Here is a 21796-nt window from a genome sequence, read left to right as displayed (position 1 = left end):
CCGGGCGGCCAAGGCCGCCCGGGTCGGGTGACGTGTGTGCTGACGCTTACTCGGCGGCGCCCGTGGCGGCTCCACCCACCGGGTTCATCTGTCGCACCCCCAGGGCTTCGCGCACCTTGTTCTCGATCTCGCGGGCCAGTTCGGGGTTCTCGCGCAGGAACTCGCGGCAATTGTCCTTGCCCTGCCCGATCTTCTCGCCGTTGTAGGCGTACCAGGCGCCGGCCTTGTCGACCACCTTGGCCTGCACGCCCAGGTCGATGATCTCGCCTTCGCGGCTCACGCCCTCGCCGTAGAGGATGTCGAACTCGGCTTCGCGGAAGGGCGGGCTGACCTTGTTCTTGACGACCTTGACGCGGGTTTCGTTGCCGACCACTTCTTCGCCGCGCTTGATCGAGCCAATGCGACGGATGTCCAGCCGCACCGAGGCGTAGAACTTCAGCGCATTGCCGCCGGTGGTGGTCTCGGGGCTGCCGAACATCACGCCGATCTTCATGCGGATCTGGTTGATGAAGATGACCATGCAGTTGGACTTCTTGATCGTGGCGGTGAGCTTGCGCAGGGCCTGGCTCATCAGGCGAGCCTGCAGGCCGGGCAGCTGGTCGCCCATCTCGCCTTCGATTTCGGCCTTGGGCGTCAGCGCGGCCACCGAGTCGATGACGACCAGATCCACCGCGCCGGAGCGCACCAGAGAGTCGACGATTTCCAGGGCCTGTTCGCCAGTGTCGGGCTGGCTGATCAGCAGATCCTGCAGATTGACGCCCAGCTTCTGGGCGTACTGCGCGTCCAGCGCGTGTTCAGCGTCGATGAAAGCGGCCACGCCACCGAGCTTTTGCATCTCGGCCACGACCTGCAGGGTCAGTGTGGTCTTGCCGGAGGACTCGGGACCGTAGATCTCGATCACCCGGCCGCGCGGCAGACCGCCCACGCCCAAGGCGACATCCAGGCCCAGCGAGCCGGTGGACACCACCTGGATGTCCTCGGGTTGCTCATCCACCCCCAGGCGCATGATGGAGCCCTTGCCGAACTGCTTTTCGATCTGCGACAGCGCAGCCTGCAGGGCCTTGGCCTTGTCGGGGTTCAGGTTGGTGACAGGGGCGTTCATGCGGTTCTCCTCAGTTCAGGCCATTATGGCAGGAGCTGGATATTCGTACAGTAATTTTTGAGGATCATCGAAGGCGCAGGGTTGTCCTGTGCAGGGCCGTGTTGGCGACTGCCTAGAATGCCTCTCCAGGAGAGAGAGCATGCGTATCCTGATTGCCGAAGATGACCAGGTGCTGGCGGACGGCCTGCTGCGTTCCCTGCGCGGGACGGGCTATGCGGTCGATCAGGTGGGCACCGGCTCCGAGGCCGATGCCGCGCTGGCGGCCCACGAGTTCGACCTGGTGATCCTGGACCTGGGCCTGCCCAAGCTGCATGGGCTGGAGGTGCTGCGGCGCATGCGTGCCCGCGGTTGCGCCACGCCGGTGCTGATCCTCACTGCGGCCGATTCGGTGGAGCAGCGGGTCAAGGGCCTGGACCTCGGGGCCGATGATTTCATGGCCAAGCCCTTCTCCCTGCAGGAACTTGAGGCGCGTGTACGGGCCCTCACGCGGCGCGGCCTGGGCACGGCCTCCAGCGTGATCAAGCACGGGCCGCTGAGCTTTGACGCCACCGGCCGTGTGGCCTACCTGAACGACCAGATGATCGACCTGTCGGCACGCGAGATCAGCCTGCTGGAGGTGCTGCTGCAGCGCGCCGGTCGGCTGGTCAGCAAGGACCAGCTGGTGGCGCGCCTGTGCGAATGGGGCGAAGAGGTCAGCAACAACGCCATCGAGGTCTACATTCACCGGCTTCGCAAGAAGATCGAACATGGCCCGGTGCGCATTGCCACGGTGCGTGGGCTGGGTTATTGCCTCGAGAAGATTCCCGGCTGAGGGGCGGCGCAGGCCGATGCGCCAGCACGGCGTCAGGCGCCTGGCCTAGGCTGCACGCACCATGAGGCTGCTCTCGTCCGTCCGCCGCTCCAGTGCTCCGCGTGAGCAGCGCTCGCTGTTCGGCGAGATCCTGGACTGGATGCTGGCGCCGTTGCTGCTGCTGTGGCCGATGAGCGTGGCCCTGACCTGGCTGGTGGCGCAGAACATTGCCGCCCGCCCCTATGACCGCGATCTGGCTCAGCTGGCCCGGGTCATCTCCCGCCAGGTGGCGCTCGAGCTGGCCGCTCACCCCATCGATCTGCCGGTGCCGCTGCCGGAGCCCACCGCGGTGCTGCTGCGGGGCGACGAGGTCGACAAGATCTACTTCCAGGTGATGGACGCGCAGGGGCGGCTGCTGGCGGGCGACGGCGAGATTCCCGTGCCGATCGGGGATCCGCTGCCAGTGGGCGAGGTGGTGTGGCGCGATGCCGAGGTGTTCAGCGAACCGGTGCGGGTGGCGATGCTGCGGCCCACGGCCGAGACCAGCGAAGCCTCGCCGATCGCGCTGGTGCAGGTGGCCGAGACGCAGGGCAAGCGTTCCCGCCTGGCCACCGAGATCATCAAGGGCGTGATCCTGCCCCAGTTTGTGATTCTTCCGGTGGCGGTGCTGCTGGTGTGGTTCGCACTGGCGCGTGGCATCGCCCCGCTCAATGAGCTGCAGCAGCGCATCCGCCGCCGCGAGAGCCACGACCTCAGCCCCATCGACGAGCTGGAGGCGCCCGAGGAGGTGGCGCCGCTGGTGCGCTCCATCAACGACCTGCTGGGCCGGCTGGACCAGTCGGTGGGCGCACAGAAGCACTTCCTGGCCGATGCGGCCCACCAGCTCAAGACGCCGCTGGCGGGTCTGCGCATGCAGGCCGAGCTGGCCCAGCGCGAGATCGACGCTGGCGGCGACGCCCAGTCGGTGCGCCGCAGCCTGGCGCAGATTGCCCTGTCCAGCCAGCGGGCGGCCCACATGGTCAACCAGTTGCTCTCGATGGCCCGGGCCGAGGACGAGGAGCAGTCGCGGCGGCAGCTGCCCTTCGACCTGGCCGACATTGCCACCGAGACGGTGCAGGACTTCGTGCCCAAGGCCTTGGACAAGCGCATCGACCTGGGCTACGAAGGCCCGGCCCCGGGCGACCCCATGCCCACGCTGATGGGCCAGCCCCTGCTGGTGCGCGAGATGGTGCGCAACCTGGTGGACAACGCGTTGCAGTACACGCCGGCCGAGGGCACGGTGACGGTGCGCGTGGTGCCCGATCCCTTTGGCCAGGTGGTGGCCCTGCAGGTGGAGGACAACGGCCCGGGCATCCCGTCGGCCGAGCGCGAACAGGTCTTTCAGCCCTTCTACCGGGCCCTGGGCACCGATGTCGATGGCAGCGGCCTCGGCTTGGCCATCGTCAAGGAGATCGCCGAGCGCCACGGTGCCAGTGTGGACATCGAGAACGCCTGGAGTGGCGGGCCGGTGCCACCGGGCGAGCGTCCGGGCACGGTCTTCACTGTGCGCTTCACGGCCACCCGCGAGACCTAGCCTCAGGGTGTCATCCCCCCTGTTCTTGGGGGTGGGTCCCCTGTCCAGGGGACGGCTCATCCCTTATGGGGATGGTCGGTGCAGGGAGGGATTCCTACGATTGCTTCAGGCTCAAGGGTGCGCCAAAGTCAATCCAACATTTGGCAGTACCCAAGGACCACGCTTTTTCCCGATCGAGGATCTCCTCATGAAGAATGTCCGAGCCTGCCCCCGTCTGTCGGCGCTGCTCCTGTCGGCGATGGCCCTTGGTGCATCGGCTTCCGTGACGACGCAGCGACCCCCTCAGGCGGATGCTCTGCGCGCCGTCCCCATGGCTTCCACGGCTGCTCAGCTGGCGCCGCCCACGGTGCTGCTGCTACAGGAGACCCAGCCCTGGGGATCGGTGGCCAACGAAACCATCCTCAACAATCTGGGGGTGGCTTTTTCCACCGCCACCGCCGACGCGCTGGCCGCGATGTCCGACATCGGGCTCGAACAGTATTCGGTGATCATCGTTTCCAGCGACCAGCCGCAGCCCTTCTATGACACGTTGAAGGCGCAAATGGGCCGGATCAACCACTGGGTGAAGACCGGCCCGCGGACGCTGGAGTTCCATGTGGCCGACCATGGCTGGAACAACGGGCGTTTCACCGGGGTCCTGCCCAAGATGGTGGCCTCTTTCAATGCCCGTGACGACCTGGATGTGGCCGTTCGCCCCAAGTGGCCGCTGATGAAGGGCGTGCCCTCTACCATCAACGGCAGCTCGGCCAGCCAGAATGCCCTGATGGTCCAACCCCCGATCAAGACCATCCTGACCGACACCGTGGGGAACGCGACGTTGGTGGACTACTGCTGGAAGCAGGGACGCGTGATCGCCAGTGGCCTGACCCTGGAGTACGCCTGGGACCACGACTGGGACGCCAAACCCCTGCTGGAGAACATGCTGGCGGCATCGACCTCCGCACCGGGTTGCCAGCACGCCAATTGACGGCAGGCCATGCGCCGAAAAATCGGGCTCCCTTGGGGAGCCCTTTCTCATTGCGGTCTCAGGTCTGGATCAGCCGGCGGCTCTTGGCGATGGACATCAGCATGCCCAGCGCAAAACCCAGGGTGACCATGGCCGTGCCGCCGTAGCTGATGAAGGGCAGGGGGATGCCCACCACCGGCAGGATGCCGCTGACCATGCCCATGTTCACCATCGCGTAGGTGAAGAAGCTCATCGTCAACGCGCCGGCCAGCAGGCGCGAGAAGACGGTGGGGGCCGAGTTGGCGATCAGCAGGCCGCGCGCCAGCACGAAGGTGAAGGCCGTGATCAGGGCCAGCGCGCCCATCAGGCCGAACTCCTCGGCGAAGGCGGCGAAGACGAAGTCGGTCGTGCGCTCGGGGATGAATTCCAGGTGGGTCTGGGTGCCCTGCATGAAGCCCTTGCCGGTGACGCCGCCCGAGCCGATCGCGATCATGCCCTGGATGATGTGGAAGCCCTTGCCCAGCGGGTCGGTGGTGGGGTCCAGCAGCGTGCAGACGCGGTGCTTCTGGTATTCGCGCAGCAGCGGCCAGGTCACGTCGTCCTGGCAGATGCGGTCGGCCGACAGCACGATGGCCGTGACGGCGACCGCGCCAGCCAGCAGCACCGGCAGGATGAGCTTCCAGGACAGGCCGGCGAAGTAGATGACGTAGAGCCCGCCGGAGAGGATCAGGATGGCGGTGCCCAGGTCGGGCTGCTTGACCACCAGCCCCACCGGCACGATCAGCAGCAGGGCCGCGGCCACGAAGTCCAGCGCGCGCAGCTGGCCTTCGCGCTTCTGGAACCACCAGGCCAGCATCAGCGGCATGGCGATCTTCATCAGCTCGCTGGGCTGGATCACGACCCCGACATTGAGCCAACGGGTCGCCCCCTTCTTGGTGATACCGAACAGGGCGGTGGCCACCAGCAGGGCCACGCCAAGCGAGTAGAGCGGCACCGCCAGCTGGGCCAGGCGCTGCGGAGGCACCTGGGCCACCAGGAACAGGATGCCCAGGCCCAGCAGCATGTTGCGACCGTGGTCGGCAAAGCGGCTGCCGTTGTCGTAGCCGGCCGAATACATCGTCACCAGGCCCATCATGCCCAGCACCACCAGGCCAGCCAGCAAGGGCAGGTCGAAGCCGCTGAAGATGGGCTGCAGGCGGCGCCACAGCGAGGGACGCTCGAAGACGACGCTCATCGTGAGGCTCCTGAGGCCACGGGGGCGGCCGGGATCGGGTTGGCGGCCGGACGAGACGCGGAACGGGACGCGGCCGTCGCACCGCTGGCTGCCGGCACCGCGCCCGCCGCGGAGGCGCCGCTGGCGGCCGGCGCGGGGGCCAATCCCAGTGGCATGTCCACCGGGTTGGTGTGAGGCAGCGGCACGTCCTCCACCCGGCGCGGGGTGCCCACCGGCGGGCCAACGGACTTGCCTTCGCGCACCAGGGCGATGTCTTCCTCGCTGGGGTACTGTCCCATCAGCACATAGTCCAGCACGCGGCGCGCAATCGGGGCTGCGGCTGCCGTGCCCCAGCCGGCGTTCTCGACGATCAGGGCCAGGGCCACGCGCGGGTTGTCGCGCGGCGCGAAGGCGATGTAGAGCGAGTGGTCGCGCTGGTGCTCGGCCACCCGGGCGGCGCTGTACTTCTCCCCGCTGCGCATGGTCACGGCCTGGGCGGTGCCGGTCTTGCCGCCGCTCACGTAGGGCGCGCCGGCAAACACCCGCGAGGAGGTGCCGGCCTGGGCCACGCCCACCATGGCGTCCAGCACCAGCGACACATCCTGCGGCTTGAGGGGCAGTGGGGGCAGGGCGTCGGAGGAGACGATGCGCTTGTCGTGCGAGACCAGGTCCTCGACCTCGCGCACCAGCCGGGGCTGGAAGCGCTGGCCGCCAGTGCACAGTGTGGCCATGGCGGTGGCCAGCTGGGTCATCGTGAAGTTGTTGTAGCCCTGGCCGATGCCCAGCGACACCGTCTCGCCGGGGTACCACTTCTTCTGCTCCGGCCGCTTGTAGGTGCGCCGCTTCCATTCGGTGGAGGGCAGCACGCCGGTGACCTCGCCCTCCAGGTCGATGCCCGTCCTGCGGCCGAAGCCGAAGGGCTCGAGCTGCTCGTGGATCAGGTCCACGCCCATCTCCACGGCCAGGCTGTAGAAGTAAACGTTGGACGAGGTGATGATGGCCAGCCGCATGTCCTTGGGGCCGGCGCGGTCGGTTTCGGGGCTGCCGAAAGTGTGGCCGCCGAAGGTGTAGCTCAGGTTGTCCTGGATGACCAGGTGCGGATCGCGCTTGCCCGTGGTCAGCGCCGCCACCGCCATGTAGGGCTTGAACGTGGAGCCCGGCGGATAGGTGCCGCGCAGCGCCCGGTTGAGCAGCGGCTTGTCGATCGATTCGTTGAGCTCGCGCCAGCTGTCGAAATCGATGCCGTCGACGAAGAGGTTGGGGTCGAAGGTGGGCTTGGAGACAAAGGCCAGCACCTCGCCGTTGCGCGGGTCGATGGCCACCAGCGCGCCGCGGCGGTCGCCGTAGAGCTGCTCCACCAGGTGCTGCAGCTTGATGTCGATCGACAGGTGCAGCTCGTTGCCGGGGGTGGGGGGGTGGCTGTTCAGGCGCCGCACCGCGCGGCCGCTGGCGGCGGTCTCCACCTCCTCGTAGCCGGTGCGACCGTGCAGTTCGGCCTCGTAGCTCTGCTCCAGGCCCAGCTTGCCGATGTATTCCGTGCCGCGGTAGTTGGCCAGGCGGTCCTCGTCCCAGTCCTCCATCGCGGTCTTCTCGGCCTGGTTGATGCGGCCGATGTAGCCCAGCAGGTGGCTGGCGGTGTCACCCAGCGGGTAGCTGCGGAACAGCCGGGCCTTGATGTCCACGCCGGGGAAGTGGAAGCGCTGGGCCAGGAAGCGCGCCATCTCCTCGTCGGTCAGCTTGGTGCGGATGGGCAGGCTCTCGAAGCTCTTGCTCTCCTCCATCTGCCGCTTGAAGCGCTTGCGGTCGCGCGGCTGGATGTCGATCAGCTGAGCCAGCTGGTCGATGGTCTGCTCCAGATTGCTCACCTTGGAGGGGGTGATCTCCAGCGTGTAGGCCGTGTAGTTGGTGGCCAGCACCACGCCGTTGCGGTCCAGGATGCGGCCCCGCTGCGGCACGATGGGCAGCACCGCGATGCGGTTGGCCTCGGCCCGGGTGGACAGTTCATCGTGCCGGGCCACCTGCAGCACCACCAGACGGCTGACGAGCAGGCCGAAGCTCAGCAGCACGAAGGCCGCAGCGGCGATCGAGCGGAAGCGGAAGCGCTCCAGTTCCCGCTGGATGTTGCGCAACTCGGTCATGCGGGCACCCGGCTCACAGGACGCGGTTCTTGTCGGGGTCTGGTGGGCGGCGCTGCGGCGCCAGCAGCACCAGGCTGGCCACCGGCCACAGCAGGGTCTGGGCCAGCGGCGCGACCAGCACGCTCCAGCCCGGCCAGCCATCGCCGGCCACGGCACGCACTAGCAGGGTCAACAGGGTGGCCGCGAAGAACGCGGGCGCCACCTGGGCCATCTGGCCGGACAGGCCGAACCACAGCACCCGGCGGTGGATGGCGATGCCGAAGAAGCCCAGCAGGCTGTAGGCCAGCGCGTGCTGGCCCAGCAGCGAGCCGTGATGCACGTCCATCAGCAAGCCGAAGAAGAAGGCGGTGGTGATGCCCACCCGGCGCGGCTGGTGCACGCTCCAGAACACCAGCACCAGGGCCACGAAGTCGGGCATCCAGGGCGTGGAGCCCAGGGGGATCAGGTTCAGGGCCAGGGCCAGCAGCAGCGAGGCCCACAGGAACCAGGGGTTGACCGGCAGCAGCAGCTGGTCCGCACCCCGCGGCATGATGCTCATCGCGGTGCGCTCCCGAACTCGTTGGCGCTGGCGGCCGAGGCGGCGGATGCCGCGGCGCTGGCGGCCGCCACGGCCGCAGCCACGGCGGTGTCGGCCTTCTTGTCCAGCGGCCCCACCAGCAGCACGAAGCGCAGGCCGCCGGTCTTGGCCACCGGGGCCAGGCCGATGTGGGCGAAGCCACCCTCGCCCTGGCGGTTGACCGAGGTGACTGTGGCCACCGGCACACCGGCCGGGTAGATGCCGTCCACGCCGCTGGTCAGCAGTGTGTCACCCACCTTCACGTCGTCGTTGGCGGCCACGAAGCGCAGCTCCATCTGCCCCTCGTCACCGGAGCCGAAGGCGGCGCTGCGGTGTTGGGTGCGGGCGTTGAGCACCGGGATGGTGGCGTCGCGGTCGGCCAGCAGCGTCACCTCGGACGACAGCAGATAGGCCCGGGTCACCTGGCCCAGGATGCCGTGCTCGTTCATCACGGGCGCACCTTCGGCCACCCCTTGCTGGGTGCCGCGGTCGATGAAGATCTTGTGCACGTAAGGGTCAGGAGCCTCGTAGAGCACCTCGGCCACCTGGCTGCGGGGCGGCGTGGCCGGGCGCAGGCCCAACAGGCCGCGCAGCTGGAGGTTCTCCTGCGCCAGACGGTCGGCCCGGCTGGCCTGCTCCGCCTGCGCGGTCAGCTGGCGCTGCAGCGTCAGGTTGCGGGCCAGGGCCTGGTCCAGGCCGCCGAGATAGTCGGCGCTGCCGCCCACCAGGGCCACGGGCAGGCCGAGCACGCGCACCGCCGGCAGCAGGCCGGTGGCCAGGGCGTTGCGCAGGGGCTGGATGAGCGCGAAGCGGTGATCCGCGGCCATCAGGAAGATGGCCAGGGCGGCAGCCAGCAGCAGCCTCGACAGGGCCGAAGGGCCCTGGTGGAAGAACGGCGGCGGGTTGCGGTCGAGCGTGCCGAGCGGCATGGGTGTCGTCCCGGGGCGCGCCAGGCGCCCGCCGGAGTCTTATTCCGAGGTGAAGATCGAGCCCAGGCGTTCCATGCTCTCGAGCGCCATGCCGCAGCCGCGCACCACGCAGGTCAGCGGGTCCTCGGCCACCAGCACGGGCAGGCCGGTTTCCTCGGCCAGCAGGCGGTCCAGATCGCGCAGCAGGGCGCCACCGCCGGTCAGCATCATGCCGCGCTCGGCGATGTCGGCGCCCAGCTCCGGCGGGGTCTGTTCCAGCGCGTTCTTGACGGCGGAGACGATCTGGTTGAGCGGGTCGGTCAGGGCTTCCAGGATCTCGTTGGACGAGATGGTGAAGCTGCGCGGCACGCCCTCGGAGAGGTTGCGGCCCTTGACCTCCATCTCCTTGACCTCGGAGCCGGGGAAGGCGCTGCCGATGCTCTTCTTGATGGCCTCGGCGGTGGGCTCGCCGATCAACATGCCGTAGTTGCGGCGGATGTAGTTGATGATGGCCTCGTCGAACTTGTCACCGCCCACGCGGACCGAGCCCTTGTAGACCATGCCGCCCAGCGAGATCACGCCGACCTCGGTGGTGCCGCCGCCGATGTCGATGACCATCGAGCCCGAGGCCTCGGACACCGGCAGGCCTGCGCCGATCGCGGCGGCCATCGGTTCCTCGATCAGGTGCACCTCGGAGGCGCCGGCGCCCAGGGCGGCGTCGCGGATGGCGCGTTTTTCCACCTGGGTGGAGCCGCAGGGCACGCAGATGATGATGCGCGGGCTGGGCTTGAGCACCGAGCGCGGATGCACCATCTTGATGAACTGCTTGATCATCTGCTCGGTGATCACGAAGTCGGCGATCACGCCGTCCTTCATGGGCCGGATGGCCTCGATGTTGCCGGGCACCTTGCCCAGCATGGCCTTGGCCTCGTGGCCGACGGCCTGGATGACCTTCTTGCCGTTCGGGCCGCCTTCGTGGCGGATGGAGACGACCGAGGGTTCATCGAGCACGATGCCCTTGCCCCGGACGTAGATCAGGGTGTTGGCAGTGCCGAGGTCGATCGCGAGATCGGTGGAAACGTAGCGACGCAGGGAGGCGAACATGGAGGACTCAGGTCAGACGGAGGGCGCGCGCCCGCAGCTGGGGCGCGGCGAAGTCAGCCGCGCGCGCGCCGACCCTGACGGGACGCGGAGCAGGCGGCAGACCGGGATGCGCATGGATGGCGTGGCAATGGACGGGTGTGGCCAGGAGATCTGTCGCAAGAGGCAGAGGCACTGGCCAGCAGCACGGACTGGCGGCACAGGCTTGCAACGTTCACACGCAAACCCATGTGCGGCAGGGCTTCCGTGCGTGTGCAGATAACCGGAGATAATACCTTATGCCCCCCTGACAAAGGGGGCCGGCAGCCCTTAGTTGGGGCTCTGGCGGCTTTGGTTCCGCCCTCCGAATCCACTTGATACACCCATGGCCCTGACCCCTGCGGACGTGAGCCGCATCGCCGAGCTGGCGCGCCTGGAGCTTTCCGGTGCCGAAGCCGATGCGATGCTGGTCCAGCTCAACGACTTCTTCGGCATCGTCGAGCAGATGAGCGCCGTCGACACCAGCGGTGTCGAACCCCTGTACACCCCGCTGTCGGCGGTGATGGACGTGCAGCTGCGCCTGCGCGAGGACGCCGTCACCGAAGGCAACAACCGCGAGCGCAACCAGCGCAGCGCCCCGGCCGTCGATGGCGGCCTGTTCCTCGTGCCCAAGGTGATCGAATGAGCGCGGACCTGCACACCCTGGGCGTGGCCGCCGCCGCCCGTGCCCTGGCCGACAAGACTGTCTCCAGCGTCGAGCTGACCCAGGCCCTGCTGGCCCGGGCCGAGGTCCATGCCGCGCTGGGCGCCTTCCTGCACCTGGACCGCGACGGTGCCCTGGTCGCCGCCCAGGCCGCCGATGCCGCCCGCGCCGCCGGCCAGGCCGGCGTGCTGACCGGCGTGCCGATGGCCCACAAGGACATCTTCGTCACCGCCGACGCGCCCACCACCGCCGGCTCCAAGATGCTCGCCGGCTACCAGAGCCCCTTCGACGCCACCGTGGTGGCGCGCCTGAAGGCGGCCGGCACGGTCAGCCTGGGCAAGCTCAACTGCGACGAGTTCGCGATGGGCTCGGCCAACGAGAACTCGGCCTACACGCCCGTGCAGAACCCCTGGGACCGCAGCCGCGTGCCCGGTGGCTCCTCCGGCGGCTCGGCCGCCGCGGTGGCCGCGCGCCTGGTGCCGGCGGCCACAGGCACCGACACCGGCGGCTCCATCCGCCAGCCGTCCAGCTTCTCGGGCCTCACCGGCATCAAGCCCACCTACGGCGTCTGCAGCCGCTACGGCATGATCGCCTTCGCCTCCAGCCTGGACCAGGCCGGCCCGATGGCCCGCTCGGCCGAGGACTGCGCCCTGCTGCTGTCGGCCATGAGCGGCTTCGACGAGCGCGACAGCACCAGTGCCCAGCGCCCGCCGCAGGATTTCCACGCCCAGATGTTGGCTCCCCGAGAGGGCGCCAGCGCCGCCAAGCCGCTGCAGGGCCTGCGCATCGGCCTGCCCAAGGAGTTCTTCCCGGCGGCCCTGGCTGCGGACGTGGACGGCGCGGTGCGCGCCGCGCTGGCCCAGCTGGAGGCGCTGGGCGCCACGCTGGTCGAGGTCAGCCTGCCGCGCACCGAACTGTCCATCCCGGTGTACTACATCATCGCCCCGGCCGAGGCCAGTTCCAACCTGAGCCGCTTTGACGGCGTGAAGTTCGGTCATCGTGCGGCGAACTACACCGATCTGCTGGATATGTACAAGAAGACCCGGGCCGAAGGCTTCGGCCCCGAGGTCAAGCGCCGGATCATGATCGGCACCTATGTGCTCTCGCACGGCTACTACGACGCCTACTACCTGCAGGCCCAGAAGCTGCGCCGCATGATCGCCGACGACTTCCAGCGCTGCTTCCAGCAGTGCGATGTCATCGCCGGCCCGGTGGCCCCCACGGTGGCCTGGCAGATCGGCGCCCAGGGCGACGACCCCCTGCAGGCCTACCTGGCCGACATCTTCACCCTGCCCGCCAGCCTGGCCGGCCTGCCCGGCATGAGCGTGCCGGCCGGCTTCGGCGCCCACGGCATGCCGGTGGGTCTGCAGCTGATCGGCAACTACTTCCAGGAAGGCACTCTGCTGCAGGCCGCGCATGCGCTGCAGCAGGTGACCGACCATCACCTCCGCAGCCCGGAGGGTTTCTGAGATGAGCAGCCAACCCCAACTCGTGCGTGGCTACGAGGTCGTGATCGGCCTGGAAAACCACGTCCAGCTCTCCACGCAGTCCAAGATCTTCAGCGGCGCCTCGACCGCCTTCGGCGCGGAGCCCAACACCCAGGCCTGCCCGGTGGACCTGGCCCTGCCCGGCACGCTGCCGGTGCTCAACCGCGCCGCGGTGGAGCGGGCCATCCGCTTCGGCCTGGCCGTGGGCGCCAAGGTGGCGCCGCTGTCCATCTTCGCCCGCAAGAACTACTTCTACCCGGATCTGCCCAAGGGCTACCAGATCTCGCAGTTCGAGATCCCGGTGGTGCAGGGCGGCAGCGTGGCGTTCTTCGTCGGTGACCGCCAGAAAGTGGTGCAGCTCACCCGCGCCCACCTGGAGGAAGATGCCGGCAAGAGCCTGCACGAGGACTTCCACGGCCAGTCGGGCATCGACCTGAACCGCGCCGGCACGCCGCTGCTGGAGATCGTCTCCGAGCCCGACATGCGCTCGGCCCAGGAGGCCGTCGAATACGCCAAGACCCTGCATGCGCTGGTCATGTGGCTGGGCATCTGCGACGGCAACATGCAGGAAGGCTCCTTCCGCTGCGACGTCAACGTCTCGGTGCGCAAGCCCGGCGAGCCCTTCGGCACCCGCCGCGAGATCAAGAACCTCAACAGCTTCCGCTACCTGGTGGACGCGGTGCACTACGAGGTGAACTGGCAGATCGACCAGTTGGAAGACGGCTTCACGATCCAGCAGGCCACGGTGCTCTACAACCCGGACAAGGGCGAGACCCGGGCCATGCGCAGCAAGGAAGACTCGGCCGACTACCGCTACTTCCCCGACCCGGACCTGCCGCCGCTGGTCATCGCTCCCGAGTGGGTCGAGCGCGTCAGGGGCGAGATGCCCGAGCTGCCGCGTGCGATGGCCGAGCGCTTTCAGCAGGCCGACGGCCTGCCGGCCTACGACGCGACGATGATGACCCAGTCGCTGGCCTTCGCCCGCTACTACGAGGCCGCGCGCGACGCCTGCGGCCAGCCCAAGCTGGTGGTCAACTGGCTGATGGGCGAGGTGAGCAAGCGCCTGAACGCCGAGGAGCGCGAGCTCCAGGATGCCCCGGTGAGCCCGGCCCTGCTGGCGCAGCTGATCGGCCGCATCCAGGACGGCACCATTTCCAACAACGCTGCGCGTCAGGTTTTCGACGCTCTGTGGACCGGCGCCGGCAGCGACGTGGACGCGGTCATCGAGGCCAAGGGCCTCAAGCAGATGAACGACAGCGGCGCGCTGGAGAAGATCGTCGACGAGGTGATCGCCGCCAACGCCAAGTCGGTCGAGGAGTACAAGTCCGGCAAGGACAAGGCCTTCAACGCCCTGGTCGGCCAGGTGATGAAGGCGTCCAAGGGCAAGGCCAACCCGGCGCAAGCCACCGAGCTGCTCAAGCAGAAGCTCGGCTGAGGCCGCCGATGAGCGAGGCGGGCGGCCCTGGGAAGGGCCGCGCCGCTCAGCGGGCCGGCGTGGTCGGTGCCGGTCGCTGGCCGGCCAGCGCCTCAGGTTCCAGCGAAGCCACCACCTTGCGGCAGACCAGATCGTCCTCGCCCTTGCGCTGCCAGGTGGCGTTGCTGCCGGACAGGGCCAGGCTCACGCCCTGCTTGCCGTTCGTGAAGCGGGCCTCGCGGCTGTCGCGCACACGGCGCAGGGTGTAGTTCTGGCCGTCGAAGGTGACGATGGCATCCCGCGGCGTGAAGGCGGCGCGCAGCGTGTGCGGCGCCGGGCAGCGGTAATCGGTGGGCCCGGCCAGGGCGGTCGCGCTGGCCAGCATCAGGCCCAGGCCGAGGGCCGGCAGCGGCAGAAGGGTGTTGAAACGCATGGTGGGTCTTCAGCGGGACGTCGGAGCGGCCGGTGCCCCGGCATCCACCTGAGCCCCCGGCGGCAGGCCGGCCAGCAGCAGGGCCAGACGCTGGCGCTCGTTGTCGTACTGCAGGTTGATGCGGGCCCGTTCGGCCTCCATGCTGTGCAGCAGGGTGCGCTGCGCCTCCAGGCTGCCGTCGTTGGCGTTGGTGCGCATCTTGAGGTTCTCCGGCACCGCCTTGAAGCCCTGGTTGGCGCGTTCGTTGGCCAGGACCACCCGCTCGGTCTCCAGCTGCGCAATGCGCACCTGGATGGTGTCGATGGCCTTCTGGGTCGATTCCAGCGCGCGCTGGCGCGCCTGGTCATGGGCCGCCAGGGTGGGGTAGCGCGAGAGCAGCAGTCGGTCGTTGCGAACCTGTTCCATCCGCGCCGCCTGGGCCCGGGCCTGGGCCGCGCGCTCGGCGTCCTTCTGGGACTGCTGTTCGGGCGACAGCAGCGGGGGCACCTTCTTGCGCACCGTGCCATCCTTGCCCAGCACGTTCTGCTCCTGGCTCAGGCATTCGGGGATGGGGCGGTCCGAACTCAGGCGACGGCCATTGGCATCCACGCAGGAATAGATGGGGGCGGAGGCCCCCTCCTTGGCCGGTGTCACGGCTTGGGCGGGCGACACCAACAGCCCGGCCACGGAGCCGGCCGCCACGGCGACCGACCGGGCCAACCCGGGGCGAAAGCTCATCGGGGTCGGCCGCGCCATGCTCACACTCCGTAGCGCTGGCGGTAGGCCGCCACCTTGTCGCGGTTGGCGGCCAGGGTCGGGTCGCCGGTGGTGTCCAGGAACTGCATCAGGTCGGCCAGGGTGGCGATGGACAGCACCTTCAGGCCCAGCTCCTGCTCGACGTACTGCACGCCCGAGCGCGGGTTGGCCGGGTCGTCGCTGGCGCGCTCCTGGCGGTCCATCGTGATGGCCACGCCCACCGGGGTGGCGCCGGCCGCGCGGATCATGTCGGCGGCCTCGCGCTTGGAGGCGCCGTCGGTGATCACGTCGTCGATGATCAGCACCCGGCCCTTGACGGGCGCCCCCACCAGCGTGCCGCCCTCGCCATGGTCCTTGGCTTCCTTGCGGTTGTAGGCGTAGGGCACGCTGCGGCCTTCCTTGGCCAGGCCGATGGCCACCGCAGCGGCCAGGGTGATGCCCTTGTAGGCCGGGCCGAACAGCATGTCGAATGCGAGCCCCGAGGCCAGCAGGCGGCGTGCATAGAATTCGCCCAGCCGCATCAGCTTGGCGCCGTCATCGAACAGGCCCGTGTTGAAGAAGTACGGCGACTTCCGGCCGGCCTTGGTCGTGAACTCGCCGAAGCGCAGCACCCCCGCGTCCACCGAGAACTTCACGAAGTCCTGGGCCAGCGGGTCGGTGTGGGTGGTGTTCGTCATGGAAGGGACTTCAATGGGATTCAGACTGGTCACACTCAACCTGAACGGCATCCGATCGGCGGCCAGCAAGGGCTTCATGCCCTGGACGGAGAGTATCGCGCCCGATTGTATGGGGGTGCAGGAAGTCAAGGCCCAGGCGCCCGACGTGCAGGGGAAATACGACACGGTGGCCGGCATGGCCGGGCATTTCCACTTTGCCGAGAAGAAGGGCTACTCCGGTGTCGGGGTGTACAGCCGCCACGAGCCCAGCGACGTCATCATCGGCCTGGGCGAGCCCGAATTCGATGCCGAGGGCCGCTACGTCGAGTTGCGATTCGACAAACCCGGACGCCAGCTCAGCATCATCAGCTGCTACTTTCCCAGCGGCTCCTCGGGCGAGGAGCGGCAGCTGGCCAAGTACCGCTTCCTGGACGTGGTCTACCCGCACCTGCACGCCCTCAAGGGCACGCGCGAGTTCATCCTGGTCGGCGATGTGAACATCGCCCACAAGGAAATCGACCTCAAGAACTGGAAGGGCAACCAGAAGAACAGCGGTTTCCTGCCCGAGGAGCGGGCCTGGATGACCCGCTTGCTGGACGAGGCCGGGGTGGTGGACGTCTACCGCCGCCTGCACCCGGAGACCACCGGCGAGGCCTACACTTGGTGGAGCAACCGCGGCCAGGCCTATGCGAAGAACGTGGGCTGGCGCCTGGACTACCACCTGGCCACGCCGGCCTTGGCCGAGCAGGCCCGTCAGGCGGCCATCTACAAGGACCAGAAATTCAGCGACCACGCGCCGTTGATCGTCGATTACGACTTCGACCTGTGAGGGCGCGTCGGCACTAGCTGATGCCGATGCCACGGCCCACCAAATGGCACATGCAATCTGCGTCCACTGTGCGGTTGACCCGCACAGCTTTGGGATGCAATGTGATGTAAAGTGCTGCATCAAATTCAGCAGGGGCACTGGAGATGCCATCCAAGCGAGGCCGCAAGCCATCTGGTAAGCCACGCGCCGCTAGGGCAACGGCGAGCCTACCCCCTGAGGTTTACTCCACGCTTCAGGACATCGCGCGACAGAAGAAGGTCTCTGTGGCGTGGGTCATTCGCGATGCCGCAGAGCGGTACATCAACGAGCAGTGGCCTCTCTTGGCAGAGTCCCGCTAGGGACTTCCGCTTCTTCGTTCGGGGCACTCTTTGACCAAACCATGTCTTGCGACGCCTCGCCGGCGTCATGTCCTTTCAACAGTTGCAGAGCACTACGGAGCAGATCTGCGCCGCGCAGTTGGGCTCCTCCGTCCTGAACTGAAGTCCGACGTTGCGACGACACTTTGGGACAACCTCTATTCAGTTCGAGCCCGAACTTATAAGACTGCAGGTAGTCGGCCTACCGATGAGTTGGCTGCTTGGCAACTAGTTGCCATCTGGGTCGTAGGCGTGGCCTCCGAAGCTATCTCTGCAGAAGTCGACCTGCGCAGTGCGGAAGACTGGTTCCTCGGGTCTACGACGGCTAAACGACTCAGCGCGGTGGTTAGACCCGCCGTCTTGGCCGAAGTGGAGCGATGCCTCCGCGCGCGCGCCGATGCTCAAGCATATTCAGAACTCCTGCCCTATGTGCTGGACCCACACGGTCAGGCGAGCAGACTGAGTGTCCGACATAAGCCGGAGACCATAGAGGCACGCCAGAAAAAGAAGGAAGAAGGTGTCTTCTACACCCCGCGCGACGTCGCTGACTTCATGGTTCGAAATTCGCTCCAAGGACTCGAAGCTCGTCGCCGGGGCTACACCGCTTTTGATCCAGCTTGCGGCACTGGCGTCTTTCTCCGCTCATACCTGAAGGCCGCGAATTCGACGAGTAGTGACGGTGCGGGAAGCCTTGACTTGGCGACCTCCCGAATTTTTGGTGCCGATATTGACTCCTGGGTGGTGAATGCATCGGCGTTTGTGCTGTGGACGGAGTGCGCGGCAGACATCAGGCAACGAGGCCTCCCGCCGATTTGTGCTTGGCACTTGCTGCGCCTCAATCTTGCCCATCAAGATTCGCTGGCGCTGGACCCCGGGCTGCGCGTTCCCACCATCGCTCCTGGCCTAGCTGTTCGACGCGAGGCCGTTCAATCGCTTGTAGGTGGGGTCTTGCCTGAGGTCAGGTGCTTGACCCGTTTGCCGGCGGGCAACTCGCTGCCATTCAGCGAATTGTTTCCGGAGATCGGCGAGGGTGCTGACCTGGTCATCGGCAATCCGCCTTATGCCGAGATTGGTGAAGGAAGAGACCTTCTTGAGCTGGCTGCAAGGTTTGAGACCATCAGAGCTGCGCCCCGTGTGACAGCCGATATGTATCCGCTCTTTGTTGAGCAGATGATTCGGCTGAGCTCACCCGCCTCGCATGGCGGCGCTATGGTGCTTCCGCTTTCTGTTGGATGCAGCACTGGGAAGCAGTTTGTGGCACTTCGGTCACTTATAGCCAGGACGGCTGGGCAATGGCGCTTTGCGTTCTTTGACAGAGAGCCCCACGCCCTTTTTGGAGAGGACGTCAAGACTCGGAACGCCATTGTCATTTGGACTCGGCAAGAAGCAGAGACCCGCTCAATGATTGCTTCTGGACCGCTCAGGAAATGGCGGGCAGACAGTCGCGCGCAGATGTTGGAATCGATAGCCTTTACACCCGTCGACACAGACATCACTCGAGGGGTCCCAAAGGTTAACGGAACCCTCGAGGCAGTCGCCTTCCAGCAGGCCCACCAAATCACTCGAGTCTTGGAGCACGCTGTCCGAGGTTTCGGGCGTGCCACTCTGCATGAGACGCTCCAAGGGGACGAACGGACAGTCTATGTAGGAGCCACTGCCTACAACTTTCTTAATGTGATGCTCGGTGCTCCAGAGTGGGAACAAAGCGCCGGCACCCTGTCTGAGCACCCGCTGCATGCGCTTTACTGTGCGTCAAGGGAGGATGCAGCAAGGGTGTACGCCCTTCTTGTTAGTCGATTTGCGTTCTGGTGGTGGCATGTAAACGGCGACGGATTTCATGTCTCGCGGGGTAGTCTCTGGACGTTGCCGATTGGGCGCCTATTCGGTTCTCACTCGGTTGATGGGACGTTGGCACAGCTGGGTGAGGCTATCTGGGCCATGGCGCAGCGCAATCCAGTTATCAGCGTGAATCGTGGTCGCACATCGTTGGCGTACTCCACCAATAGCGCTCACTCGACGCGGGACGCTCTCGATGCATTGATCGTCGAGGCGCTAGACCTGGATCCCCGCTTCATCCAGAGTTTGCTCACTTTCACGAGCGGCGTGACCGCTGCAAAGATGCCGGAATGGAACGAGGGCCGTTGCGAGTCCCTTACTGCTGAGGAAAGAACAAGCGATGAGTACACCTACTCCTGAAGACAAAGAGAGAAGCAAGCTTACGAAGGAGGAGTGGCGGGAGTACACAAAGACAGTCTGGGCCATCGCGAACACTTCCCACGATCTTCATCCGGCGGTCTTCCCATTGGAGATCCCGCATCGACTGACCAAGCTCTTCAGCTTCCACGGTGAGACTGTTCTTGATCCGTTTGCTGGCACTGGAACGACCGCTCGGGCAGCGATTCCTTTGGGTCGGCGCGCCATCTGTGTGGACCAGAATCCAACCTACGTCCGCACCATCGAACAAGAGTGCAAAAAGCTCAAGGGACACGATTCGAAGCACTCGGATCCGCTTCTCGTCGTTAACGGCGACAGTCGGAATCTGCACTTCGTGGACACGGGCAGCGTCGGACTTGTAGTCACGAGCCCGCCCTATTGGAACAAGGCGGACTATGGCGACGGCGCCTCAAATCTTGGAGCAATCGAAGGATACGGTGACTTCCTTGAGTCTATCCGTCCAGTCTTTGAAGAGTGCTTTCGGGTCTTGAAGCCCGGCCGAAAGCTGTGCATCGTCACGGCCAACGTCAACCAGCACACCGACCACGGATTGCTCACGTTCCCTCTCGCCACAGACTTCGCAGTGTTGCTGCGTCAAATCGGGTTTGTAATGGTCAATGAGATCATCTGGAACAAAGATGGAACCGGCGGCAGGTGGGGATCGGCAAATGGACAGCGCCCCATCTTCGGAAGCTACCCCTATCCGCCGAATTTTCTCTTCAAGAACGTCCACGAGTACATCCTCATCTTCGCGAAGCCGCCAGCGGTCAAGACCAAGGGGCCAAAGGTTCGGGCCTACCAAGAGTTGATGTCCAACTTTCCAGATGGGGTGGTGCCTTTGCCTGCTTACTCCGCGTCCACAGACTGAGTCCTGCCTGGTTGGTGCGTGACTTCGACCCGCCGAACCAGGTCAGGTCCAGCTCAAGCCCCAGTCTGCATCAGCCCGGCATGTAGCATTGGAGAGATAAACGCACTCAAAACAGCGGAGGTCTCTCGTGTTCTACAACCAACCCCTCGCCACCCGCTTTGGGACAGCGTTCCTGCGGCATGTTGATCAGGTCAATGGCGTGGATCCTTACTGGGATTCACTCGACATTGCAGTGGCCTGGGTCCGAGCCTCAGGGATGGCTCACTTGTCCGCCCATTTCGCGAACTTTCTGCAGCGCGGTGGACAGCTATCTGTGGTGGTTGGAATCGACATCCAAAACACCACCATGGAGGGTCTTCGGGCGCTTCTTGACCTGGGTGCTTACGGACGCATTGAGACCTTCGTGTATCACAATGAGGCGTCGGGAGTCTTTCACCCCAAGCTGTACCTGTTCAGGAATGAGGAGGAGGCTCGTTTGATTGTTGGCTCCAACAATCTCACTCGTTCCGGCTTGTATGTGAACGTCGAGGCAGGACTGCAGGTGGACGTTCCGGTAGATGCCCCGGTGATTGGCCAAGCGCTACATGCACTTGAGTCGTGGAAGGACACCGAGAGTAGGTTAGCAATCCGACTTGACGGAGAACTGCTCGAGCGGCTTGTCCTTGATGGCTACGTTGTCGAGGAGGCGCGGGCACAGGCGGACAGGCCTAGAGGCAATGGCGCTGGTCGTGGTCTTCAAGGTAGGCAACCACTATTCGGGTCTCGTCGGGTGCTACCTCCACCGGTACCTGGTGCCCACCGTGGCGAGGCAGCAGCGGGTCGGGAGGGGGGCCCTGCGGGTGCGGGTGGCGCCGCTATGCCACCTGTTGCGCCTGCAGGAACCGTGCTTCTGATGCGGCTAAGGAAGGCCAATCAGTCTACTCGACCCACTCAAACCCAGATTCCCTTGCGTGTCGCCCACACCTTCTTCGATGGCGTAGCTGAAGTGCAGAGCGCTCATACAGGGGAGCGCCATGGCATTCGCTTTGCACACGCTAGAGGCGGCCTCAATACCCTGAAGCTTGAGATCCCAGAGATGGCGAACTTCGCCCAGCCAGTCGCACGCTTTGAGAGAACGCCAGACGGCGTGGTCTATCAGGTCTATGACAACACCTCAGCACCAGGCCTTCAGATCATGCACTCACTCAATGAAGGCCGGCGGGACAATAGTACCCAGATGTCGATTGCAGACGCCGAACGCGCGACTTGGTGGCGCTCAATCTAACGGCGTTTGAGGCGTCCTTCCTATGTGCGCTTCACCGTCAGAGCGATGCCCATCAATGACATTAGCGACGCAACCTGATTGCTACGGACTTGGAATAATGCAGGTTTTTTGTCGCATTGACTACCACCTGGCCACGCCGGCCTTGGCCGAGCAGGCTCGTCAGGCGGCCATCTACAAAGACCAGAAATTCAGCGACCACGCGCCATTGATCGTCGATTACGACTTCCAGATCTGAACGCCCCAGCGCGCGGGCATGGCCCGCCCCGCAGGTGCTGCCGAACACAGCCCGTCCCGGTTTCATGACCGCGACGGGCTTTTTCATGCGGGGCCCAGTGACCTGCCCCCCCCAGGCCGTACCAATGTGAAGTAGCAAGGGGTCCGCCATTCTGACCTGCCCCCTTCAGCCGCACCAGTGATTCGGTTGGGGTCCTGGGGTTGAAGGTTAATGGATCTGGGCAGGGATCTCGTGACGAGCGGCGTCGCCTGCCTGCTGACGCAGTTGCTCGGCATACCTGGCTGGCGGTATGCGGC

At 66.1% G+C, this 21796-nt stretch carries 20 protein-coding genes and 1 pseudogene; 12 read left to right on the top strand and 9 right to left on the bottom strand.

Features of this window, described 5'->3' with window-relative positions; translation table 11 throughout:
• Positions 1-46: 46 nt before the first annotated feature.
• Positions 47-1102 (bottom strand): recombinase RecA, encoded by a 1056-nt coding sequence (recA, locus tag M0L44_RS12730; protein ID WP_252770074.1) that lies wholly within the window; start codon positions 1100-1102, stop codon positions 47-49.
• Between the two features lie 139 nt (positions 1103-1241).
• Between recA and M0L44_RS12725 the strand changes: the two genes are divergently transcribed.
• The 3 genes from M0L44_RS12725 to M0L44_RS12715 all read left to right on the top strand — a co-directional run bounded on the left by M0L44_RS12725 (position 1242) and on the right by M0L44_RS12715 (position 4432).
• The gene (locus M0L44_RS12725; RefSeq protein WP_022979189.1) at positions 1242-1913 is read left to right on the top strand and encodes a response regulator; all 672 of its coding nucleotides are present in this window, start codon (positions 1242-1244) and stop codon (positions 1911-1913) included.
• A 61-nt stretch (positions 1914-1974) separates the two neighbouring features.
• A complete protein-coding gene (locus M0L44_RS12720; protein ID WP_252770073.1) occupies positions 1975-3465 on the top strand; it encodes a sensor histidine kinase in 1491 nt (496 codons plus the stop codon).
• Positions 3466-3775: 310 nt separating this feature from the next.
• Positions 3776-4432, top strand: a complete 657-nt coding sequence (locus tag M0L44_RS12715; protein ID WP_252770072.1) for a hypothetical protein — start codon at positions 3776-3778, stop codon at positions 4430-4432.
• A 58-nt stretch (positions 4433-4490) separates the two neighbouring features.
• Here M0L44_RS12715 and rodA read toward each other — a convergent pair whose 3' ends face one another.
• The 5 genes from rodA to M0L44_RS12690 are packed head-to-tail and all read right to left on the bottom strand — an operon-like array spanning position 4491 to position 10330.
• Complete coding sequence (gene rodA / locus M0L44_RS12710) at positions 4491-5645, bottom strand: rod shape-determining protein RodA (RefSeq protein ID WP_252770071.1); 1155 nt, start codon at positions 5643-5645, stop codon at positions 4491-4493.
• Positions 5642-7762, bottom strand: coding sequence for a penicillin-binding protein 2 (gene mrdA / locus M0L44_RS12705; RefSeq protein ID WP_252770070.1), 2121 nt, complete (start codon positions 7760-7762; stop codon positions 5642-5644). The genes rodA and mrdA overlap by 4 nt, the downstream gene beginning before the upstream one ends.
• 13 nt (positions 7763-7775) lie before the next feature.
• On the bottom strand, positions 7776-8300 hold the full coding sequence (mreD, locus tag M0L44_RS12700; RefSeq protein ID WP_252770069.1) for a rod shape-determining protein MreD: 525 nt from the start codon (positions 8298-8300) through the stop codon (positions 7776-7778).
• Positions 8297-9247: a rod shape-determining protein MreC gene (gene mreC / locus M0L44_RS12695; RefSeq protein WP_252770068.1), complete on the bottom strand. Its 951-nt coding sequence runs from the start codon at positions 9245-9247 to the stop codon at positions 8297-8299. Before mreC ends, mreD begins: the two co-directional genes overlap by 4 nt.
• A gap of 39 nt (positions 9248-9286) precedes the next feature.
• A complete protein-coding gene (locus tag M0L44_RS12690; protein WP_022979182.1) occupies positions 9287-10330 on the bottom strand; it encodes a rod shape-determining protein in 1044 nt (347 codons plus the stop codon).
• Positions 10331-10691: 361 nt separating this feature from the next.
• Between M0L44_RS12690 and gatC the strand changes: the two genes are divergently transcribed.
• The 3 genes from gatC to gatB are packed head-to-tail and all read left to right on the top strand — an operon-like array spanning position 10692 to position 13931.
• Positions 10692-10991, top strand: coding sequence for an Asp-tRNA(Asn)/Glu-tRNA(Gln) amidotransferase subunit GatC (gene gatC / locus M0L44_RS12685; RefSeq protein WP_252770067.1), 300 nt, complete (start codon positions 10692-10694; stop codon positions 10989-10991).
• Positions 10988-12478 carry an Asp-tRNA(Asn)/Glu-tRNA(Gln) amidotransferase subunit GatA gene (gene gatA / locus M0L44_RS12680; RefSeq protein WP_252770066.1) on the top strand — a complete coding sequence of 497 codons (1491 nt, stop codon included), beginning with the start codon at positions 10988-10990 and terminating at the stop codon, positions 12476-12478. The genes gatC and gatA overlap by 4 nt, the downstream gene beginning before the upstream one ends.
• A gap of 1 nt (position 12479) precedes the next feature.
• Positions 12480-13931: an Asp-tRNA(Asn)/Glu-tRNA(Gln) amidotransferase subunit GatB gene (gene gatB, locus M0L44_RS12675; protein ID WP_252770065.1), complete on the top strand. Its 1452-nt coding sequence runs from the start codon at positions 12480-12482 to the stop codon at positions 13929-13931.
• 46 nt (positions 13932-13977) lie between these two features.
• Here the strand turns inward: gatB and M0L44_RS12670 are convergent, their stop codons facing one another.
• Genes M0L44_RS12670 through pyrE form a run of 3 tightly spaced genes read right to left on the bottom strand, consistent with a single transcriptional unit; the run spans position 13978 to position 15755 of the window.
• Positions 13978-14343: a hypothetical protein gene (locus M0L44_RS12670; RefSeq protein ID WP_252770064.1), complete on the bottom strand. Its 366-nt coding sequence runs from the start codon at positions 14341-14343 to the stop codon at positions 13978-13980.
• A 9-nt stretch (positions 14344-14352) separates the two neighbouring features.
• The gene (locus M0L44_RS12665; RefSeq protein ID WP_252770063.1) at positions 14353-15078 is read right to left on the bottom strand and encodes a DUF4124 domain-containing protein; all 726 of its coding nucleotides are present in this window, start codon (positions 15076-15078) and stop codon (positions 14353-14355) included.
• Positions 15079-15080: 2 nt separating this feature from the next.
• On the bottom strand, positions 15081-15755 hold the full coding sequence (gene pyrE, locus M0L44_RS12660; protein WP_252770062.1) for an orotate phosphoribosyltransferase: 675 nt from the start codon (positions 15753-15755) through the stop codon (positions 15081-15083).
• Positions 15756-15768: 13 nt separating this feature from the next.
• On the opposite strand from pyrE, the gene M0L44_RS12655 reads away from it, so the two are divergent.
• From M0L44_RS12655 to M0L44_RS12630, 6 genes and pseudogenes are all read left to right on the top strand, one after another.
• Positions 15769-16563: an exodeoxyribonuclease III gene (locus tag M0L44_RS12655; protein ID WP_252770061.1), complete on the top strand. Its 795-nt coding sequence runs from the start codon at positions 15769-15771 to the stop codon at positions 16561-16563.
• Between the two features lie 143 nt (positions 16564-16706).
• Positions 16707-16901, top strand: a complete 195-nt coding sequence (locus M0L44_RS12650; protein WP_252770060.1) for a ribbon-helix-helix protein, CopG family — start codon at positions 16707-16709, stop codon at positions 16899-16901.
• A 270-nt stretch (positions 16902-17171) separates the two neighbouring features.
• Positions 17172-19115 carry an N-6 DNA methylase gene (locus M0L44_RS12645; RefSeq protein ID WP_252770059.1) on the top strand — a complete coding sequence of 648 codons (1944 nt, stop codon included), beginning with the start codon at positions 17172-17174 and terminating at the stop codon, positions 19113-19115.
• Complete coding sequence (locus M0L44_RS12640) at positions 19096-20001, top strand: DNA methyltransferase (protein ID WP_252770058.1); 906 nt, start codon at positions 19096-19098, stop codon at positions 19999-20001. Before M0L44_RS12645 ends, M0L44_RS12640 begins: the two co-directional genes overlap by 20 nt.
• 127 nt (positions 20002-20128) lie before the next feature.
• The gene (locus tag M0L44_RS12635; protein ID WP_252770057.1) at positions 20129-21265 is read left to right on the top strand and encodes a phospholipase D-like domain-containing protein; all 1137 of its coding nucleotides are present in this window, start codon (positions 20129-20131) and stop codon (positions 21263-21265) included.
• 112 nt (positions 21266-21377) lie between these two features.
• Positions 21378-21500 (top strand): annotated as a pseudogene (locus M0L44_RS12630) (exodeoxyribonuclease III); the annotation flags it as partial.
• Positions 21501-21796: the final 296 nt, after the last annotated feature.

Source organism: Ideonella oryzae, assembly GCF_024055665.1.
Taxonomy (GTDB): Bacteria; Pseudomonadota; Gammaproteobacteria; order Burkholderiales; family Burkholderiaceae_C; genus Ideonella; species Ideonella oryzae.
Note: the sequence above shows the minus strand (reverse complement) of the source record. Positions and strands in the feature narration are given on the sequence as shown.

Bases quoted from the DNA above. Each gene is read 5' to 3' on its own strand.
- recA (WP_252770074.1), bottom strand. From the start codon at position 1,102: ATGAACGCCCCTGTCACCAACCTGAACCCCGACAAGGCCAAGGCCCTG.
- M0L44_RS12725 (WP_022979189.1), top strand. From the start codon at position 1,242: ATGCGTATCCTGATTGCCGAAGATGACCAGGTGCTGGCGGACGGCCTG.
- M0L44_RS12720 (WP_252770073.1), top strand. From the start codon at position 1,975: ATGAGGCTGCTCTCGTCCGTCCGCCGCTCCAGTGCTCCGCGTGAGCAG.
- M0L44_RS12715 (WP_252770072.1), top strand. From the start codon at position 3,776: ATGGCTTCCACGGCTGCTCAGCTGGCGCCGCCCACGGTGCTGCTGCTA.
- rodA (WP_252770071.1), bottom strand. From the start codon at position 5,645: ATGAGCGTCGTCTTCGAGCGTCCCTCGCTGTGGCGCCGCCTGCAGCCC.
- mrdA (WP_252770070.1), bottom strand. From the start codon at position 7,762: ATGACCGAGTTGCGCAACATCCAGCGGGAACTGGAGCGCTTCCGCTTC.
- mreD (WP_252770069.1), bottom strand. From the start codon at position 8,300: ATGAGCATCATGCCGCGGGGTGCGGACCAGCTGCTGCTGCCGGTCAAC.
- mreC (WP_252770068.1), bottom strand. From the start codon at position 9,247: ATGCCGCTCGGCACGCTCGACCGCAACCCGCCGCCGTTCTTCCACCAG.
- M0L44_RS12690 (WP_022979182.1), bottom strand. From the start codon at position 10,330: ATGTTCGCCTCCCTGCGTCGCTACGTTTCCACCGATCTCGCGATCGAC.
- gatC (WP_252770067.1), top strand. From the start codon at position 10,692: ATGGCCCTGACCCCTGCGGACGTGAGCCGCATCGCCGAGCTGGCGCGC.
- gatA (WP_252770066.1), top strand. From the start codon at position 10,988: ATGAGCGCGGACCTGCACACCCTGGGCGTGGCCGCCGCCGCCCGTGCC.
- gatB (WP_252770065.1), top strand. From the start codon at position 12,480: ATGAGCAGCCAACCCCAACTCGTGCGTGGCTACGAGGTCGTGATCGGC.
- M0L44_RS12670 (WP_252770064.1), bottom strand. From the start codon at position 14,343: ATGCGTTTCAACACCCTTCTGCCGCTGCCGGCCCTCGGCCTGGGCCTG.
- M0L44_RS12665 (WP_252770063.1), bottom strand. From the start codon at position 15,078: ATGGCGCGGCCGACCCCGATGAGCTTTCGCCCCGGGTTGGCCCGGTCG.
- pyrE (WP_252770062.1), bottom strand. From the start codon at position 15,755: ATGACGAACACCACCCACACCGACCCGCTGGCCCAGGACTTCGTGAAG.
- M0L44_RS12655 (WP_252770061.1), top strand. From the start codon at position 15,769: ATGGGATTCAGACTGGTCACACTCAACCTGAACGGCATCCGATCGGCG.
- M0L44_RS12650 (WP_252770060.1), top strand. From the start codon at position 16,707: ATGCCATCCAAGCGAGGCCGCAAGCCATCTGGTAAGCCACGCGCCGCT.
- M0L44_RS12640 (WP_252770058.1), top strand. From the start codon at position 19,096: ATGAGTACACCTACTCCTGAAGACAAAGAGAGAAGCAAGCTTACGAAG.